Here is a 16,979-nt window from a genome sequence, read left to right as displayed (position 1 = left end):
GGCCGCCGCCCGGTCGGCCCGGCGGGACAGGGCGACCACTCCGGCGAGGCGTTCGATCGCCTCCGGTACGTCCCAGTCCTCGCGGCGCAGGGTGGCGAGGGTGGTGGCGGGGACGACCACGAGGTCGGGGGCGCCGGTCTCCACGGCCCGGACGAGCAGCGCCCACGCGGCGTCCCAGCGGGGCTTCTCCGGGCGTGCGCGTACCGCGGCCACCACCCCGTCGAGCACGGCCTGGCGCAGGTCTCCCCGTTCGGGCAGTTCGGCGCCCGTCGGGTCGGCGAGCAGCGTCTCGGGGTCGGGGAGGTCCATCCGGTCCAGGCTCGCCAGCAGCTCCAGGCCGGGGCCGTCGCCGACGGCGCCCCTGACCAGCAGGGAGAGTACGTCGCGGGCGGAGCCGGCCGCGGTGGCGAAGGCGATCAGGCGCAGGGTCATGTCCCAGCTGCGCGGTGAGGGCCAGGGCCCGCCCCGGCGTGTCTCGTTGTCGGGCAGCCGGTGCACCAGCGGAGGGCGGGCGGTGAGGAACCCGCACACCGCGCGGCGGGCGAAGTCCACGGCCTCGGGCAGCTTCTCCGGGTCGAGACGTGGCAGGGTCGCCCGGGGCCAGGTCCCGCCGAGGCCGCGGACGACGACCCCGTGGTCGTGGGTCCACTGAAGGTGCACGAACCGGTTGGCCAGGGGCGGGCTGAGTTCCCAGCCGTCCGCTGCCGAGGCGCGGGGGTTGGCGGCGGCCACGATCCGTACGCCGGAAGGAAGTTGAAGGGTTCCGATGCGCCGTTCCAGCACCAGGCGCAGCAGGGCGGCCTGCACGGCCGGAGGAGCGGTGGACAGCTCGTCCAGGAACAGCAGTCCGCGGCCCGCCCGCACCAGGCGCACGGCCCAGTCCGGCGGAGCCATCGGCACTCCCTGTTCGGCCGGGTCGTCCCCGACGACGGGCAACCCCGAGAAGTCGGACGGTTCGTGCACGCTGGCGATCACGGTGGTCAGCGGCAGGTCCAGTGCGGTGGCGAGCTGGGTGAGGGCCGCGGTCTTGCCGATCCCCGGCTCGCCCCACAGCAGGACGGGCAGGTCGGCGGCCACGGCCAGCGTGAGGGCCTCCAGTTGGGTGTCGGGGCGGGGCTCGGTGGTGGTGTCGCTCAGGAGGGCGAGCAGATCACCGGCGACGTCGAGCCGGGAGGCGTGGGGCGGGTCGAAAGATGTCGTGGTGGCGTCGGAAACGGGAGGGGGAACGGGACGGAAGACAGAAGGGCTGTATGTGGGCATATGTCATCACCTGTGGGTGTGAGGAGCGAGCAGGGGCGGGGGTGTGCGGGCGAGGTGGCAGGGCGCCGTGAGAAGCGGCCCCGGTGGTGTCACCGGTGCGTCACATGGCGAGGCGGGGACGGGGGCGGTGGTCGTGAGGGCGACGGCTGCCGGGCGGGAGCCGGCCCGGCGCGGGCTCGCCGAGCCCCGCCCGGTACAGGCCGTAGGCGATCCGCCGCTCGGCGGCCGCCTCGAGTTCGTCCCGCAACGGGCCGTCACGCAGGCGCGCGCCGGGACCCAGCAGTCCCTCGACCACGGCCAGCGCGCCGGTGATGTCGCCGTGGTCCAGGCGTTCGCGTACGCCGGTGAGGCAGTCCGGGCGCCGGTGTGCCCGGTCGATGGCCTGGAGGCAGGGCAGCGGCGTGCCGGTCAGCGCGGCCAGCAGTTCCTCCCGCCCGATCTCGGCCGGGTCGTGGTCCAGCGCGGCCAGCACCCCGTCGACCGGTCCGATGCGGTGCCGCTCTCCCCGGCATTCCACGAGACGCGGCTCGTCCGCCGGGTCCGGTGCGCGCCGGGAACCGGCCGGCCCCGGTCCGGGCATCGGCTCCGGTACGGAACCCGGGGCGAGCGCCGAGGCGACCAGCGGGTGCAGCTGACCGGGGTCGAGCGCACCGGTGCGGAGCAACTCCAGGTCGGGGAGCACGTGGGTGGCCGCGTAGGGCAGGAGGGGCAGGGTGGAGGCGCTGCCGTCGGCGGGCGCGGAGGAGATCCGGAGGGCGGGCGGCCCCGGGGCGTCGTCCCCGCCGCCGGCCAGGTGCAGGAGCAGTCGGTGCCCGCTGCCGATCCGCGCGACGACCGTGCCGGTCGTGCGCCCCGCGTCGCGCAGGACGAGCGCGGCCTCGTCGCGCCACCGGTCGACGGCGCAGCGATGACCGGGCGGGAGCAGTTCCGGTGCATCCGGTGGTAGCGCCCGGTCGTTGGCGCCGGCCGGCCGGTCCGCCCCGGAGCGTGACCGCAGTTCGCCGCTCCGGCGGGCGTCCCACAGGTGGCGGTGCAGATCGAGGCGGAAGCGCGGGCTCGGGCGCGGGCGCGGATGGTGACGGGCGTCGGCTCTGAGCCGGCGGCCGTCCCACAGTTCCAGGCCGAACCGCTGGCCACCGTCCGCCCAGGCGGGCGGAGTCCGGACCACGAGGTACACCGGACCGGTCCCGGTGTCGGTGGCGGTGTCGGCCCGGAGGCCGTCACCGCCACCACCGGTGCCACTGCCGTACCGGGCCAGGGCGACGGTCAGGCCGGGACGCAACAGCCCGTCGGGGGCGATCCGCGGCAACTGCCAGCGCAGCAGGTCGGGCGCCAAGTGGCGTAGGTCGGACCGGACTTCGCCCGCGAGGGCCCGGCCATGGGTGCGGGCCAGGGACCGCAGGTCCAGGTCGACGTCGATGCCCGCGGCGGCGCAGGCCCCCGCCCAGTCGCCGACGCGTCGGCGGGCGGTCGCGGTCTCGATCATGGAGGGCGGCACGGCGAACTTCCGCACGCGCAGCCAGAGAAGAAGACGGGTGTCCCCGTTCGCGGTCGGTGTGAGCATCAGCGCTCACCTTGCGCGGACGGAACCCCCGTTCTCGGAACGAAGTGAGTGATCATCACCAGGAGCATAACTCCCCCGCCCCCACGGGCCCAGCGATTATTCTCCGCCCCACCCGTCGACCCCGCGAGTCCGGACTCCGTTCTCCAGCCTTGGAGTTGGCCCATGGATGCGATCACGACGCCTGCCCGACCCGAACGTTGACAGTCTGTTGAGCCGACCATGGTGTGAAGGCGTGGACGACACGGGCATCTTTCTGTCATGAACCTGCGGCCCGGTGGTCGGGCCGCAGTCCCGTGGAGGTGTGGGATGCACCGCAAGTTCGCCACTGCCCTGGCCACGTCGGCTCTCGTCGCCGTAGGTGTCCTGGGTACCGCCACAGCCGCCGAGGCCGCTCCCGCCGACAAGGCGCAGGTCCTCTCCGGCTGGACGCAGACCAGCGCGTCGAGCTACAACCAGTGGGTCGCCGCGCGCTCCAACCAGGCCGCCTGGTCCGCCTACGGCTTCGACTGGAGCACCGACTACTGTTCCACGTCCCCCGACAACCCGTTCGGCTTCCCCTTCGCGACGTCCTGCGCGCGCCACGACTTCGGTTACCGCAACTACAAGGCGGCCGGCTCCTTCGACGCCAACAAGGCACGCCTCGACAACGCCTTCCACGAAGACCTCAAGCGTGTCTGCGCCGGCTACACCGGGGCCACGAAGACCGCCTGCAACAGCACCGCGTGGACGTACTACCAGGCGGTCAGGGCCTTCGGCTGACCGTTCCCTCCCGGACCGGCCGGATGCCGCCGAGTGCCCCGAGGGCCCGGCGGCATCCGGCTTCCTCCGTTACCGCCGGCTGCGCACGAGCACGTACAGGAAGTACGGCGTGCCGATGACGGCCGTCATGAGGCCGGCGCCCAGTTGGGCCGGTGCGATCACGGTGCGGCCCAACAGGTCGGCGGCGCACACCAGTACGGCGCCGAGCAGCACCGCGACCGGGAGGACCCGGGTGTGCCGGCGCCCGACGAGGGCCCGGGCCGCGTGCGGGGCGACCAGGCCCACGAAGCCGATGGTGCCCGCGGCGGCCACCGCGGTGGCGGTGAGCAGCACGCTGACGGCGAGGAAGCCCAGCCGGCCGCGCGCCAGGCGGAGCCCGAGCAGCCGCGGGGTGTCCTCGTCGAGGGACACCAGATCGAGTTCCCGGTGCCGTACCGCCGCCACCGCGATACCGACGACGAGGACGGCGGCCAGCGGCAGGACGTCGGGCATGGTCCGGCCGTAGGTGGAGCCCGACAGCCAGGTGAGGGCCTTCGTCGCGTTGAACGGGTCGGTGAGCACGATCAGCAGACTGATCAGGGCTGTGGTCCCGGCCGCCACGCCGACGCCGACGAGCACCAGCCGGTTCTGCTGGAAGCCTCCGCGCGCCGCGAGCCCGAAGACGACGACCGCGGTGACGGCGGCCCCCGCGAACGCCGCTCCTGCGACGCCCCACGCCCCGGCGACGGGCACGGTCGTCACGAGGATCACCGCACCGAGCGCGCCGCCGCCCGAGACGCCCAGGACCGAGGGCTCCGCGAGCGGGTTGCGGGTGACGGCCTGCACCAGCGTGCCGGCGAGCGCCAGGGCCGCCCCCGCGAGGAGCGCGGCCAGGACGCGGGGGACGCGGGTGTCGAGGACGAAGGAGACGGTCCGTCCGGCCCGCCCCTGCGCCCAGTTGAGCACGTCGCCCAGCAGGAGCATGCTGTCGCCGACGAGGGTCGCGGCGATCGTCAGGCCGATCAGGGCGACGGCCAGCACGGCGAGCGTGGCCACGAAGACGGCGCGGCTGCGGATCCGCAGCTTGTCCGGCGCGGGCGAACCCGCGGTGTCGCGGAGCCGGGCCGCCAGGACGACCAGGAACACCGCGCCGACGAGGCTGGTGACGACGCCGGTGGGCACCGCGACGGAGACGTCCGCACTCACGAACGTACGCAGCAGCACGTCCGCCCCGAGGACCAGCGCCGCGCCGACCAGTCCGGCGACGGGTACGCCCGCCCGCAGCCGGTGCATGCCGCGGAACCGGCGTGCGAGGGGCCGGACCAGGGCGGGGGCGCACAGGCCGACGAACCCGATGGGGCCGGCGAGGGTGACGGCCGCCGCGGAGAGCAGCGTCGCCAGCACCACGGCGGTGACCCTGGTCGCCCGCACCGGGACGCCCAGTCCGCGCGCCGTGTCGTCGCCGAGGGCGAGGGCGTCGACGCGGCGGGCGACGAGCAGCAGGCCGGCCAGGCCGACGACCGCGACGGGCAGCATCTGGAGCACACCGTCGAAGCCGTTCTGGGCGATGCTGCCCTGGTTCCACTGGTACAGACCCTCGGTCTGCTGCGGGAACAGCAGCAACAGGCCCTGGGTGACGGCCGTGAGGCCGAGGGCGAGGGCGGTGCCGGCGAGCACCAGTCGTACCGTTCCGGACCCGAGCCCGGACAGCCCCAGGACGACGGCCGCCGCCGCGAGTCCGCCGGCGAAGGCGACGCCGGAGGAGGCGAGCAGGGGCAGGGAGACCCCGGTGACGGCCACGAGGCCGAGGGCGAGGTAGGAGCCCGCGTTGACGGCGAGGGTGTCCGGGGAGGCCAGGACGTTGCGGCTGACGGCCTGCAGGGCGAGGCCCGCCGTGCCGAGTGCGGCGCCCACCAGCAGTCCGGCGGCCATCCGGGGCAGCCGTGAGGCGATGACGACGGACGCGTCGGCCGGGTCGGCGCGGCCGGTGAGTGCCTTGAGGACCTCGGCCGGGCCGACGGCCGCGGTGCCCTGGGTGATGTCGACGACTGCGAGGGCGGCGACCAGGAGCACGAGGGCCCCGGTCACCACGGCCGCGCCCGTCCGGGACGCGGCCGCGGCCGGCGCCGTCTCCGGACGGACGGGGCCGGGGGTGGCGGTGACGGCCATCGGGCTACTTCGTCAGCGCCTCGACGACGGCGTCGGAGTACGCCCCCATCGAGCCGGGACCGCCGAACATCCAGATGCCGTCGGACAGCCGGTGGACGTCGCCGGCCTTCACGAACGGCAGGGACTTCCACACGGAGTTCTTGGCGAGCTGGTTGCCGAAGGGGTCGCTGTTGGGGTCGTCGTCGCTGCCGATGTAGGCGAACCGGACGTCCTTGCCCAGGTCCGTCAGCCCCTCGACATCGGTGGCGGCCAGGCCGTAGGCCTCGTCGCCCTTCATCTTCCAGGCGTTCTTCAGCCCGAGCCGCTCGTTGACCTCGCCGATGAGGGAGTCGGAGGTGTAGGGGCGGACGGAGACCTGGTTGGAGGTGACGTAGCCGTCGGCGAAGGCGATCTCGGCGCCGTCCAGGCCGGCGTCGGCGAGGGCCTTCTCCCCTTCGGCGAGCTTCGCGTCGAAGTCCTTCTTCAGCGTGGCCGCCTGCTCGGTGGTGCCGGTGGCCTCGGCGATGAGGTCGACGTTCTCGAGCATCTGCTCCATCTGGCCGGAGGCGTCGGCGGACGTGACCGTGAGGACGGGGGCGACCTTGCGCAGCTGCTTGACGGCATTGGGCTGCAGGTCGCTGGTGGCGACGATGAGGTCGGGCTTCAGCGAGGCGATGGTGTCCATGCTGGGCTCGCCGCGGGTGCCGATGTCCTTGGGCTCGTTGGTGAGCGGAACGGCGGTGTTCCAGGTCTTGTAGCCCTTGACGTCGGCGACGCCGGCGGGGTCGACACCGAGCGAGATCAGGGTCTCGACGACGTTCCACTCGGTGCCGACGACCTTCTTGGCGGGGCCGTCGAGTTCGACCTCGGTGCCGGAGGCGTCGGTGAGTGTGATGGTCCCGGCGGACTCCTTCGCCTCGGTGGCGGCGGGTTCGGTGGTTCCGCAGGCGGTGAGCAGGAGGGCCGCGGCGGCCACGGGGGTGGTGAGCAGAAGGCGTCTCATGAGGAGGTGCTGAGCCTTTCGGTGCGGGTGTGGTGACGGCCGATCGCGCGGGTGCGCAGCCGGCCGGTGAGCGGGTCGGTGCCGACCTCGATCCGGATGCCGTAGACCTCGGTCAGGCGTTCCGGGGTCAGGACTTCTTCGGGCGTGCCCTCGGCGACGACGTGCCCTTCGGCGAGCAGCACGATCCGGTCGGCAACGGCCGCCGCCTGGTCGAGGTCGTGCAGGACGACGCCGACGGCGATGCCGTGGTCGTCCGCCAGATCGCGGACCAGGTCGAGGAGTTCGACCTGGTAGCGCAGGTCGAGGTAGGTGGTGGGTTCGTCGAGGAGGAGGACTCCGGTCTCCTGGGCCAGGCAGCCGGCCAGCCAGACGCGCTGGAGCTGTCCGCCGGAGAGGTGTTCGGCGCCGCGGTCGGCGAGCTCGGCGACGCCCGTCATGGTGAGGGCGCGGTCGACCGCGGCTCGCCCGCCGGGGTCGGCGCCGCCCCAGCGGCCCCGGTGGGGGTAGCGGCCGAACTCGACGACGTCGCGCACGCTCAGACCGCTGGGCGTGGGCCGTCCCTGCAGCAGCAGGGCCACACGGCGGGAGAACTCGCGAGGGCCGAGGGCCAGGCCGTCGGTGTCGGCGTCGATCGTGAGCGTGGCCCGGCGGGGCGACTGGAGCCGCGCGACGGTGCGCAACAGGGTCGACTTGCCGCTGCCGTTGGGACCGACCAGTGCCGTCACTTCGCCCGGACGCAGGGTCAACTCCGCGGCGTGGACGACGTCCACGCCGTCGTACGCCACGGTCACATCGGTAGCCGCCAGTTCATGGCCACGCGGGCCGGAGAACGCCTCTTCACCAGGTTTCACGTTGCAAGGTTAGCCTACCCTTAGTTCGCGTTATTCAGTGGTGACCTGCGACAAAGCCGGTTGCGGCCACCGGACCGCGGCGGAGTCCGCGGCCGCGCCCGTACTCGTGACCCGCCATGTCGTCATGTCGTCACGTCCGGAGCGCCCCCGGCCCGCCGGGCTTCGCGCTCCGGAACCCCGAACACGGCCGCCCTGTAAGGCCGTTCATCCCTCGTACGTGTGGAAAGCAGCTACGGGTATCGCCCGGACGGGTGACGGCCGACCGGATGAGGACCGCCGCGCCGATACGGTTCCGCGGTGTCCACGACCTCCACCGCAGCGCAGCCATGGAACTCCGCCGACCTGGGTTCCGTCGTCGTCATGGCCTGGCGCGGGGAAACACCCGACGGCGGCATCCCCTTCCTCCTCGCCTGCTCCCTGGGGAACGGGGCGAGCGGCCCGGACGCCACCGCGGACGCCGCGCGGCACCTGCTGCGCGGCGCGGGTCTGTCTCCCGCGGGCCGCCTCGTCGACGCCTCCGAGGAGACCGGCCCGTCCGGTGTCGTCGTCGTGCCGGGCGCGGCGTCGCTCACTTTGCCGGGCTTCGACGCCCAGTTCGTCCCCCCACCGAAGTGGGCCGACGCCGTCGGTGAACGCGGGCACGTCTACCTCGTCTTCACGACCCGGCCCTGGCCGTCCGGTGCCGAGCCCGGCGACCTCGCGACCCTGGACGCGTTCACCTCGGACCAGGACACCCTGCGGTCCGCCGCCCACGTTCTGCTGCCCGCCCGCACCCTGCCCACCGGCTGATGACCGCCGACGGCGGCGCCCCGGGCCGGATCAGAACAGGTGCTCCTGCTCGGCGGGCGTGCCGCCGCGCGCGGGCCGGCGCGGGCCGGGGCGTCGGGCCGGCGCCTCCTCGCCGAACAGGGGCACCGTGCCGTATTCGTCGGGTTCCGCCGGGACCACGACGGGTCCGGTGCCCACGTTCAGGCACAGGGGAGCGTCCCGGTCGAAATCTCCTGGCGTCATGTCCGTCCAGTCGCATTCCTGACGCTCGCTCACCGACGCTCCGCTCCCCCGTCCGGGCTTCCAGTCCCCTCATTGTTCCCGTACCCGGGCCGGGTGTCAGTTCTCGTCACGGGTCTCGGGTGCATGCCCGGCGACGGCCGTCGAAAGCGGTGCGGACCGCACCCCCGGGAACCCGGCGCCGGAGAGCACCCGGACGGTGCCGAGCCGCACCGGGCCGCCGAGCGCGCCCAGGGCACGCGGCGGGGCGGTGCCGCTCCCGGCGGGTGAGGAGGCGTGATCCTGCATGCGGCCAGGCTATCGCTCGTCCACCGCTTCCCTGACGACACCTCCGCGGGCCCGCCGCACCCCCGCCGACCCCCTCCTCACGGGCCTCCTCCGACTTTTCACGGGCCTCCTCCGGAAGGGAGACGTACGTCACACCCCACGTCCTGTCACACTTCGGCGGGCTGTCCCGTCAGGAGTACGTAACCGCAATCGCGACCCAGGAGATCACCATGGATGCCCGTCTCGACTTCTTCGGCAACGCACTCGGCGCCAAGGTGCTGAGGCACATCAACTCGGCGGGCAAGGCGGCGTCCGAGTCGGGTCTGCCGCACGCCACTCAGGAACTGGTGAAGATCCGCGCCAGCCAGATCAACGGCTGCGGCTTCTGCACCGACATGCACACCAAGGACGCCGCCCACGCCGGCGAGACCGCCCAGCGCCTCCACCTCGTCGCCGCCTGGCGCGAGGCCACCGTCTTCACCGAGGCCGAACGCGCCGCACTCGAACTCGCCGAACAGGGCACCCGTATCGCCGACGCCGCCGGCGGCGTCACCGACGAGGCGTGGGCCGACGCGGCCAAGCACTACGACGAGGACCAGCTCGTCGCGCTCGTTTCCCTCATCGCAGTCATCAACACCTACAACCGCATCAACGTCATCAACCAGCAGCCCGCCGGCGCCTACCGGCCCGGCCAGTTCGGCTGACGGGCGTCCGCCCGCTCAGGCCCGGTCGGGCCCGGTCGGGACCGGAGCGGGCGGCGCCCCTCCCGGCAGTGAGGGCGCGGCGGCCGTGTCACAGGCTCCTCGCCCGCCCTGTAGAGGTGAGTGACGACCCCGGCGATCGGAGCGATCGCGGCTCTCAACGCCGCGGGACCCGGGGCTGCCACCCGCAGCGGCTACCCGGACATGGACCCGGAACTGCGGGTCAGCCTCGTCCGGCCCCCGGCCACGGGCGTCACCCGCGAGAGCGTCCCGCCCATGCCCGAGGAGATCTCCTCCCTGATGCGGGAGGTCTCCTCCGAGGGCGAGCTCGTCGAGTGCCCCCCAGGGCTCCGGGCCGGGTACGGCCCGGAGCCGCGGTGTCCCACGCCCAGGGGGCGCGCCGCCTCGCGTGCGCGCCCCCTGGGGTGAGACATGGTGTGGGTGCCATCCGGTCCGACGTGCCGGGACCTCAGCGGCTCAGGACTCCGCGCGCCGGGGCAGGCGCCAGCCGGGACGGACGAAGTGGCAGGTGTAGCCGTCCGGGTACCGCTGGAGGTAGTCCTGGTGCTCGGGCTCGGCCAGCCAGAACGGGCCGGCCGGTGCGACCTCGGTGACCACGGGCCCCGGCCACAGACCCGACGCGTCGACGTCGGCGATCGTCTCCTCGGCGACGCGCTTCTGCTCGTCGTCGAAGTAGAAGACGGCGGAGCGGTAGCTCAGCCCGATGTCGTTGCCCTGCCGGTTCTTCGTGCTCGGGTCGTGGATCTGGAAGAAGTACTCCAGGATCGTGCGGTAGTCGGTGACCGCCGGGTCGTAGGTGATCTCGATCGATTCGGCGTGGGTGCCGTGGTTGCGGTAGGTGGCGTGGGGGACGTCGCCGCCGCTGTAGCCGACGCGTGTGCTCAGGACGCCCGGAAACGTGCGGATCAGCTCCTCCATGCCCCAGAAGCAACCGCCCGCCAGCAGCGCCTTCTCCTCGGTCCTCGTCATCTCGTCTCGCCCTTCTCCCGCGTCCTCCGACGGACCCGTCCGCCGCGCACTCATGATTCCGTACGGCCGCGGCCGTACGCGCACCGTTCACAACCATGCCGGGAGCCCTGTTGTTCCGTCCGCGGCCGTCCGCCCCGGCGGATCCGCCCTGGCCGGACGGCGGACATGTGTACGATTTCGCGTATGACCGGCTCCCCCTCCTCGGCACAGCGGCTGCGCGATCTCGCACGGCTGCGCCGGGTCCGTGACCGGATCGACCGGGAGTACGCGCAGCCGCTGGACGTCGAGGCGCTCGCCCGGGGCGCGCACATGTCGGCCGGGCATCTGAGCCGGGAGTTCCGGGCCGCGTACGGCGAGTCGCCGTACAGCTATCTGATGACGCGGCGCATCGAGCGGGCGATGACGTTGCTGCGCCGCGGCGACCTGAGTGTGACCGAGGTCTGCTTCGCGGTCGGCAGCTCATCACTGGGCACGTTCAGCACCCGCTTCACCGAACTCGTCGGCATGCCGCCCAGCGCCTACCGGCGCCTGGCGGCCGACGCGACGGAGGGGATGCCGGCGTGTGTGGCGAAGCAGGTGACCAGACCGGTCAGGAATCAAGAAGCGCCCGGGGCGCGGACAGCTCTAGCGTGACGTCCATGGACATCAGCATTCACGCGAGTTTCCTCCCGCACGACGACCCCGAGGCCTCCCTGGCCTTCTACCGCGACACCCTCGGCTTCGAGGTGCGCAAGGACGTCGGATACGGCGGCATGCGCTGGATCACCGTCGGTCCCGTCGGCCGGCCCGGCACGTCCATCGTGCTGACCCCGCCGGCCGCCGATCCCGGGGTCACCGACGACGAACGCCGCATGATCACCGAGATGATGGCCAAGGGCACCTACGCGGGCCTGCTCCTGGCCACCGACGATCTCGACGGCACGTTCGCGAAACTGCAGGCATCCGACAGCGCCGAGGTCGTCCAGGAACCGACCGAGCAACCGTACGGTGTGCGCGACTGCGCCTTCCGCGACCCTTCGGGCAACCTGATCCGCATTCAGGAACTGCGTTGAGCCGTACCCCGGCCGCGCTGCCGGCCGGGGGCTCCGGGACGCCCCCGGCCGGCACCAGGACCACGGACCGTACACGAGAGGACGGCACCACCGGCATGACCACGAGAACGAGGACGCAGTCGCCCGCATCGCACGGCGCCGACAGGCACGAACTGATCAGCGTGCACGGCGCTCGCGTGAACAACCTCAAGGACGTCAGCGTCGAGATCCCCAAGCGCCGGCTGACGGTGTTCACCGGCGTCTCCGGTTCGGGCAAGAGCTCGCTGGTGTTCGACACCATCGCGGCGGAGTCGCAGCGGCTGATCAACGAGACGTACAGCGCCTTCGTGCAGGGCTTCATGCCGACCCCGGCGCGGCCCGACGTCGACGTCCTCGAAGGGCTGACCACCGCGATCGTCGTCGACCAGCAGCGGATGGGTTCCGACCCGCGGTCCACGGTCGGCACCGTCACCGACGTCCACGCGATGCTGCGCATCCTCTTCAGCCGGCTCGGCACTCCGCACATCGGTCCGCCCGGCGCGTTCTCCTTCAACACCGCCTCGGTCCGGGCGAGCGGGGCGATCACCGTCGAACGCGGCAACAAGAAGGCGGTGAAGGCGACCTACGAGCGCACCGGCGGGATGTGTACGCGCTGCGAGGGCCGGGGCACCGTCTCCGACATCGACCTCACCCAGCTCTACGACGACTCCAAGTCGCTGGCCGAGGGCGCGTTCACCATTCCCGGCTGGAAGTCGGACAGCTTCTGGACCGTCCGGGTCTACGCCGAGTCGGGCTTCGTCGACCCGGACAAGCCGATCCGGGAGTTCACCGAGCAGGAGATGCGGGACTTCCTGTACCGGGAGCCGGTCAAGGTGAAGGTCGACGGCGTCGGTCTCACCTACGAGGGACTGATTCCCAAGATCCAGAAATCGTTCCTGTCGAAGGACAAGGAGTCGATGCAGCCGCACATCCGGGCGTTCGTGGAACGGGCGGTCACCTTCACCACCTGCTCCGAGTGCGACGGCACCCGGCTGAGCGAGGGGGCCCGGTCGTCGAAGATCAAGGGCATCAGCATCGCCGACGCCTGTGCGATGGAGATCCGGGACCTGGCCGAGTGGGTCCGCGGCCTGTCCGAGCCCTCGGTGGCGCCGCTGCTCACCTCGCTGGGCGGCACCCTCGACTCGTTCGTGGAGATCGGGCTCGGCTACCTCGCGCTGGAGCGGCCGTCGGGCACGCTGTCGGGCGGTGAGGCGCAGCGCGTCAAGATGATCCGCCACCTCGGCTCCCCGCTCACCGACATCACGTACGTCTTCGACGAGCCCACCATCGGCCTGCACCCCCATGACATCCAGCGGATGAACGACCTGCTGCTGCGGCTGCGGGACAAGGGCAACACGGTGCTGGTCGTGGAGCACAAGCCGGAGACGATCGCGATCGCCGACCATGTCGTCGACCTCGGCCCCGGTGCCGGGACGGCGGGCGGCACCGTCTGCTTCGAGGGGACCGTCGAGGGGCTGCGGCGCGGCGACACCGTCACAGGCCGTCATTTCGATGACCGGGCGACGCTCAAGGAGTCGGTGCGCAAGTCCTCCGAGGCGCTGGAGATCCGCGGGGCGACGACGCACAACCTGCGCGATGTCGACGTCGACATCCCGCTCGGCGTGCTCACGGTCGTCACCGGTGTCGCCGGTTCCGGCAAGAGTTCGCTGGTGCACGGGTCGCTGGTCAAGTGGTCGGGGGCCGGTGGCGAGGGTGTGGTGTCGGTGGACCAGAGCCCGATCCGCGGCTCGCGGCGGAGCAACCCGGCGACGTACACCGGGCTGCTGGACCCGATCCGCAAGGCGTTCGCCAAGGCCAACGGCGTCAAGCCGGCGCTGTTCAGTGCCAATTCCGAAGGTGCCTGCCCCACCTGCAACGGCGTCGGCGTCGTCTTCACCGATCTGGCGATGATGGCCGGGGTGGCCGGCACCTGCGAGGAGTGCGAGGGCAAGCGGTTCCAGGCGTCGGTGCTGGAGTACCGCTTCGGCGGCCGGGACATCAGCGAGGTGCTCGCGATGTCGGTGGCCGAGGCGGAGGAGTTCTTCGGCGCCGGTGAGGCGCGCACTCCGGCGGCGCACCGTATCCTCGGCCGGCTCGCCGACGTGGGCCTCGGCTACCTCACTCTCGGCCAGCCCCTGAACACGCTGTCCGGCGGCGAGCGGCAGCGGCTCAAGCTGGCCGTGCACATGGCGGAGAAGGGCGGCGTCTACGTCCTCGACGAGCCGACCACCGGTCTGCACCTCGCCGACGTCGAGCAGCTGCTGGGTCTGCTCGACCGGCTGGTCGACTCCGGCAAGTCGGTGATCGTCGTCGAGCATCACCAGGCGGTCATGGCGCACGCCGACTGGATCATCGACCTCGGGCCGGGCGCCGGGCACGACGGCGGTCACATCGTCTTCGAGGGCACCCCCGCCGACCTGGTCGCCGCCCGCTCCACCCTCACCGCCGAGCACCTCGCGTCCTACGTCGGCGCCTGAGATCTCGCCCGGGGCGCCGGGCTCCTGCCCGGCGCCCCGGGCCGGGCAGCCGCCGCGCGCCGTCCGGTCGCCGGGGGTTCCGGGCACCCGCCGGGCCCGGACGCAGGAGCGTGAGAAACGGGGACCCGAAAGCGGGAAAGCGGAAGCAGGGGGTGCGATGCGGAGCCGTACGGCGCGACCGGCCGTCACCGGCCGCCGGTCTCCGTGAGGGAGATCAGGGCCGTGATGCGTTTGCCGGTCGGCTCGGGCTGCACGTCCACCCCGCGGGCGACGGCCAGCACGATCTCCAGGCCGTGCCGGCCCACGCGGTCCGGGTTCGCGGCCCCGGCCACGGGCAGCGCGGTGCTGCCGTCCCGGACCATCACCTCGAGGGCGTCTCCGGCGATGCGCAGGTCCAGCCGGACGGGACCGGGAGCGTACTTGCGGGCGTTGGTGACCAGCTCGCTCACCACGAGCTGGGTGACCTCCATCGCGCGGGCCGACACGGGCAGCGCGTCCTCCGCCTGAGCCCGCGTCAGGAACGCGGCGGCCAGCCGCCGGGCCTCCGCTATCCACGCGCCGTCACCGTCCAGGACATAGGACGCCCGCCGCGGTATGCCGGACGCCGGATCCCCTTCGCCGGCAGGAACTGCTTCCATCCAATCCGCCTTCACTCACCGATCACACTGCGCGCCTACCCGTGATCTCCGGCCGCATTCCCCCGACCCACGAGGGTGCCCGGAGCGGGTGCCTGCCTTCCGTGCCGGGAAACACGCCGGGTGCGTCGAATTGTGTCAGGCGCCTCCGACAGGGCGGTGGGCGCCCGGCGCCGGGGCACCCACCGGTTCTGCCGCTTTCGGGGCGCGGGCCCCGGCGCGCAGACGGCGGCCCCTGCGGGTCGGGCCCCAGGGTTTGAGGATCGAGATCGCCGTCATGAAGACGTAGGCGGACAGGGACACGACCGGACCGAAGAGGACATCGCCCGCGTCGGGCAGGGGGCTCCCCCCGGCCACGGCGGTCACCGCCGCGTTCACTCCCGGCCGCAGCGCGAAGACCGTCGCCGTGGTCGTCGCCAGGGTCAGCCAGAACTTCGTGTACACCCACCGGTGCCTCGCCAGTCCCCACGGGGTGCCCAGGGACAGCACCAGCCCGCTGGTCAGGGTGAGCAGGGCGAGCGGAACCATGAGCCGGTCGGCGAAGAGCTTCATGGCGCGGACGGACGCCTCCACGGCGGCCTCGGAATCGGTGGTGGCGGCGGTGACACCGAGCGCGAGCAGCCCGAGGGTGAGCCCGAGCCAGCTCGCGGAGGAGACGACATGGACGACGAGGAGGGCCCGGCGTGCGGGGCGGCTGAGTTTCACCTGCCCCACGGTGCCGGGCCCGGACGTCCGGGGCGTCCCGCAGCGGGAGTAACCCCGGGTACTGGCCTCGGCGTACGCGAAAAGCCCCTCACCGGTCGCGCAGCCGGCCCACCTCCTCCAGCGCGTGCCTCGCCGCACCGGCCAGCCGGGGGCGGTCGCGGACGAAGCGGCGGGCGGCCCGCGCCGGTTCGCGGCTCAGGCGGTACGCGGCCCCGCCCGGCCCCGGGCGTACCACGGCGCCTTCGTAGACGGGCAGTTCACGGGTCTTCAGCGAGTCCTTGTAGCGGGCCGGCCCGCTGCCCAGGTCGACCATGCGGATCCCGTCGGCCGCCGCGGCCTCCAGCATCCGCAGGTGCAGCACCAGCCCGGGTGAGTACTTGCCGTAGTCGCGGTCGTACGCCGGGAACCACCAGGAGAGGACCGTGGGCGAGCGCAGCCCGAAGTGGGCGGCCACGGGGCGGCCGGCGGCGTACAGCACGGAGAGCAGTCCACGGCATTCGGGGTCGTCGCCACTCGCGAGCCGCTCCACCAGAGCGGTGATCCACGGCTGCGCGAACCGGTCCCGGCGCCCGGTGCGCCGGTACTGCGCGGACTTCCAGCGCATCAGCGCCCGTAACGCGTCCGGGTCCCGCGCGTCGTACACGAACCGCACCTCTCCGATCTGACGGGCGAGTCTGCGTTCCTTGGCGAGGGTCTGCTTGAGGAAGCCCGGCGCGTTCGCCCGCAGAAGTCCGGTGTAGGACGCGAAGCCCTCGCCGATGTCGACGACCGGGCTGACGAGTCGCTCGGTGGCGTGCGGTACGAAGAGGTGCTGACCGGCCTCCAGGTTGTCGAACTCCCACGAGGAGAGCCCGCAGGCGGCCAGGAGCCGGCGTGGGTCGACCCGGATGCCCGGGTGCAGGACGGCCCCCTGGCTGTCCGACACCCCGAGCCCGATGGCCCGGCCCTGCCCCAACGGCCCCTTCTCGTACGGGAAGAAGCCGACGGTGGTGCCGTCCTCGTGGAGTACGGCGACCCTGGCACCGGGCCTGTCGTGCCCGACGGCCGTGGCGAATGCCGGGTCGAGGAAAGGGTTCTCCGGTGCGCCGGACTCGCCGCGCAGGTGTCTCCATGTCTTGTGCTCGCCGGGGCCGAGTTCGTCCGGCCGCAGAACGAGAAGGTGCTTTCGGGGCATGCGGGTCTCCTGTGTCGTCACGGGTGCCGGGACGCACGAGGGCCTGTCTGCTGCGGTGCCGTGCGGGGCGCGGGGTCGCCGGGCAGTGCTCGGGCCGCGTGGTGCAGGCCTCGGGCGGTACTGCCGTGGTTCAGCAGCGGAACGTCTGCAGGGCGCTGGCGTCGTGGGCCGGGAGTGCCGGCTCCGCGCCTTGTGGGCTGCCTGACGGGTGCGCGCCACGGGCGGCCCGCTCCGGGGGAACCGCGTTCGCCTGGGCGTCCGTCGCCGTGTGCGGTGCCGCCCCGGCCGCTCCGGCGGTCCTCGGTGAGCGGGCGAGGCGGAGGTGCAGTGCGGAGTCCGGGATACCGGGAGAGGGCTTTCCCGCGCGCTGGGGGTCGGGGGCGTCCGG

19 protein-coding genes are annotated in these 16,979 nt (G+C 72.8%); 7 read left to right on the top strand and 12 right to left on the bottom strand.

Annotation, left to right across the window (positions count from 1 at the left end):
- Together AOK11_RS12130 and AOK11_RS12125 are read right to left on the bottom strand one after the other, a co-directional pair.
- The coding region (locus AOK11_RS12130; protein ID WP_055593685.1) for an AAA family ATPase at window positions 1-1,260 on the bottom strand (1,260 nt) is incomplete at its 3' end.
- Between the two features lie 100 nt (window positions 1,261-1,360).
- On the bottom strand, window positions 1,361-2,824 hold the full coding sequence (locus AOK11_RS12125) for a hypothetical protein (RefSeq protein WP_055593684.1): 1,464 nt from the start codon (window positions 2,822-2,824) through the stop codon (window positions 1,361-1,363).
- Between the two features lie 306 nt (window positions 2,825-3,130).
- On the opposite strand from AOK11_RS12125, the gene AOK11_RS12120 reads away from it, so the two are divergent.
- A complete protein-coding gene (locus AOK11_RS12120) occupies window positions 3,131-3,583 on the top strand; it encodes a phospholipase (protein ID WP_055593683.1) in 453 nt (150 codons plus the stop codon).
- Between the two features lie 69 nt (window positions 3,584-3,652).
- On the opposite strand, the gene AOK11_RS12115 is transcribed toward AOK11_RS12120, so the two are convergent.
- From AOK11_RS12115 to AOK11_RS12105, 3 genes are read right to left on the bottom strand one after another with little or no spacing between them, the layout of a single operon-like run.
- On the bottom strand, window positions 3,653-5,731 hold the full coding sequence (locus AOK11_RS12115) for an iron ABC transporter permease (protein ID WP_055593682.1): 2,079 nt from the start codon (window positions 5,729-5,731) through the stop codon (window positions 3,653-3,655).
- A 4-nt stretch (window positions 5,732-5,735) separates the two neighbouring features.
- Entirely contained in the window at window positions 5,736-6,713 is a 978-nt protein-coding gene (locus AOK11_RS12110) for an ABC transporter substrate-binding protein (protein ID WP_055593681.1), read from the bottom strand.
- Window positions 6,710-7,564, bottom strand: coding sequence for an ABC transporter ATP-binding protein (locus tag AOK11_RS12105; protein WP_055593680.1), 855 nt, complete (start codon window positions 7,562-7,564; stop codon window positions 6,710-6,712). Before AOK11_RS12105 ends, AOK11_RS12110 begins: the two co-directional genes overlap by 4 nt.
- A gap of 297 nt (window positions 7,565-7,861) precedes the next feature.
- On the opposite strand from AOK11_RS12105, the gene AOK11_RS12100 reads away from it, so the two are divergent.
- A complete protein-coding gene (locus AOK11_RS12100; protein ID WP_055593679.1) occupies window positions 7,862-8,353 on the top strand; it encodes a DUF5949 family protein in 492 nt (163 codons plus the stop codon).
- Between the two features lie 30 nt (window positions 8,354-8,383).
- Here the strand turns inward: AOK11_RS12100 and AOK11_RS12095 are convergent, their stop codons facing one another.
- Window positions 8,384-8,608: a hypothetical protein gene (locus AOK11_RS12095; RefSeq protein WP_055593678.1), complete on the bottom strand. Its 225-nt coding sequence runs from the start codon at window positions 8,606-8,608 to the stop codon at window positions 8,384-8,386.
- Between the two features lie 63 nt (window positions 8,609-8,671).
- Window positions 8,672-8,860, bottom strand: coding sequence for a hypothetical protein (locus AOK11_RS12090; protein WP_055593677.1), 189 nt, complete (start codon window positions 8,858-8,860; stop codon window positions 8,672-8,674).
- A gap of 209 nt (window positions 8,861-9,069) precedes the next feature.
- Between AOK11_RS12090 and AOK11_RS12085 the strand changes: the two genes are divergently transcribed.
- Both AOK11_RS12085 and AOK11_RS46730 read left to right on the top strand, forming a co-directional pair.
- A complete protein-coding gene (locus AOK11_RS12085; protein WP_055593676.1) occupies window positions 9,070-9,543 on the top strand; it encodes a carboxymuconolactone decarboxylase family protein in 474 nt (157 codons plus the stop codon).
- Between the two features lie 120 nt (window positions 9,544-9,663).
- Window positions 9,664-9,969, top strand: a complete 306-nt coding sequence (locus AOK11_RS46730; protein ID WP_055593675.1) for a hypothetical protein — start codon at window positions 9,664-9,666, stop codon at window positions 9,967-9,969.
- 48 nt (window positions 9,970-10,017) lie between these two features.
- On the opposite strand, the gene msrA is transcribed toward AOK11_RS46730, so the two are convergent.
- A complete protein-coding gene (gene msrA / locus AOK11_RS12075) occupies window positions 10,018-10,530 on the bottom strand; it encodes a peptide-methionine (S)-S-oxide reductase MsrA (protein ID WP_055593674.1) in 513 nt (170 codons plus the stop codon).
- A gap of 183 nt (window positions 10,531-10,713) precedes the next feature.
- Between msrA and AOK11_RS12070 the strand changes: the two genes are divergently transcribed.
- The 3 genes from AOK11_RS12070 to AOK11_RS12060 all read left to right on the top strand — a co-directional run bounded on the left by AOK11_RS12070 (window position 10,714) and on the right by AOK11_RS12060 (window position 14,077).
- The gene (locus tag AOK11_RS12070) at window positions 10,714-11,163 is read left to right on the top strand and encodes a helix-turn-helix transcriptional regulator (protein WP_055593673.1); all 450 of its coding nucleotides are present in this window, start codon (window positions 10,714-10,716) and stop codon (window positions 11,161-11,163) included.
- 5 nt (window positions 11,164-11,168) lie between these two features.
- On the top strand, window positions 11,169-11,582 hold the full coding sequence (locus AOK11_RS12065) for a VOC family protein (RefSeq protein ID WP_055593687.1): 414 nt from the start codon (window positions 11,169-11,171) through the stop codon (window positions 11,580-11,582).
- A 95-nt stretch (window positions 11,583-11,677) separates the two neighbouring features.
- Window positions 11,678-14,077: an ATP-binding cassette domain-containing protein gene (locus tag AOK11_RS12060; protein ID WP_055593686.1), complete on the top strand. Its 2,400-nt coding sequence runs from the start codon at window positions 11,678-11,680 to the stop codon at window positions 14,075-14,077.
- A gap of 185 nt (window positions 14,078-14,262) precedes the next feature.
- On the opposite strand, the gene AOK11_RS12055 is transcribed toward AOK11_RS12060, so the two are convergent.
- The 4 genes from AOK11_RS12055 to AOK11_RS43915 all read right to left on the bottom strand — a co-directional run.
- On the bottom strand, window positions 14,263-14,715 hold the full coding sequence (locus tag AOK11_RS12055) for an ATP-binding protein (protein ID WP_055593672.1): 453 nt from the start codon (window positions 14,713-14,715) through the stop codon (window positions 14,263-14,265).
- 135 nt (window positions 14,716-14,850) lie between these two features.
- Complete coding sequence (locus tag AOK11_RS12050; RefSeq protein WP_107098564.1) at window positions 14,851-15,417, bottom strand: DUF2269 domain-containing protein; 567 nt, start codon at window positions 15,415-15,417, stop codon at window positions 14,851-14,853.
- 88 nt (window positions 15,418-15,505) lie between these two features.
- Window positions 15,506-16,591 carry a GNAT family N-acetyltransferase gene (locus AOK11_RS12045; RefSeq protein ID WP_055593670.1) on the bottom strand — a complete coding sequence of 362 codons (1,086 nt, stop codon included), beginning with the start codon at window positions 16,589-16,591 and terminating at the stop codon, window positions 15,506-15,508.
- Between the two features lie 130 nt (window positions 16,592-16,721).
- The coding region (locus AOK11_RS43915) for a hypothetical protein (RefSeq protein WP_206188820.1) at window positions 16,722-16,979 on the bottom strand (258 nt) is incomplete at its 5' end.

Origin of the sequence: Streptomyces hirsutus (genome assembly GCF_001418415.1) — a bacterium.
Classification (GTDB): domain Bacteria; phylum Actinomycetota; class Actinomycetes; order Streptomycetales; family Streptomycetaceae; genus Streptomyces; species Streptomyces hirsutus.
This window is presented reverse-complemented; position numbering and strand designations above follow the sequence as displayed.

What these genes read in the sequence shown, in the direction of transcription:
- AOK11_RS12125 (WP_055593684.1), bottom strand. Translation starts at nt 2,824, where the DNA reads ATGCTCACACCGACCGCGAACGGGGACACCCGTCTTCTTCTCTGGCTG.
- AOK11_RS12070 (WP_055593673.1), top strand. Translation starts at nt 10,714, where the DNA reads ATGACCGGCTCCCCCTCCTCGGCACAGCGGCTGCGCGATCTCGCACGG.
- AOK11_RS12120 (WP_055593683.1), top strand. Translation starts at nt 3,131, where the DNA reads ATGCACCGCAAGTTCGCCACTGCCCTGGCCACGTCGGCTCTCGTCGCC.
- AOK11_RS12045 (WP_055593670.1), bottom strand. Translation starts at nt 16,591, where the DNA reads ATGCCCCGAAAGCACCTTCTCGTTCTGCGGCCGGACGAACTCGGCCCC.
- AOK11_RS12115 (WP_055593682.1), bottom strand. Translation starts at nt 5,731, where the DNA reads ATGGCCGTCACCGCCACCCCCGGCCCCGTCCGTCCGGAGACGGCGCCG.
- AOK11_RS12085 (WP_055593676.1), top strand. Translation starts at nt 9,070, where the DNA reads ATGGATGCCCGTCTCGACTTCTTCGGCAACGCACTCGGCGCCAAGGTG.
- msrA (WP_055593674.1), bottom strand. Translation starts at nt 10,530, where the DNA reads ATGACGAGGACCGAGGAGAAGGCGCTGCTGGCGGGCGGTTGCTTCTGG.
- AOK11_RS12110 (WP_055593681.1), bottom strand. Translation starts at nt 6,713, where the DNA reads ATGAGACGCCTTCTGCTCACCACCCCCGTGGCCGCCGCGGCCCTCCTG.
- AOK11_RS12065 (WP_055593687.1), top strand. Translation starts at nt 11,169, where the DNA reads ATGGACATCAGCATTCACGCGAGTTTCCTCCCGCACGACGACCCCGAG.
- AOK11_RS12090 (WP_055593677.1), bottom strand. Translation starts at nt 8,860, where the DNA reads ATGCAGGATCACGCCTCCTCACCCGCCGGGAGCGGCACCGCCCCGCCG.
- AOK11_RS12055 (WP_055593672.1), bottom strand. Translation starts at nt 14,715, where the DNA reads ATGGAAGCAGTTCCTGCCGGCGAAGGGGATCCGGCGTCCGGCATACCG.
- AOK11_RS12060 (WP_055593686.1), top strand. Translation starts at nt 11,678, where the DNA reads ATGACCACGAGAACGAGGACGCAGTCGCCCGCATCGCACGGCGCCGAC.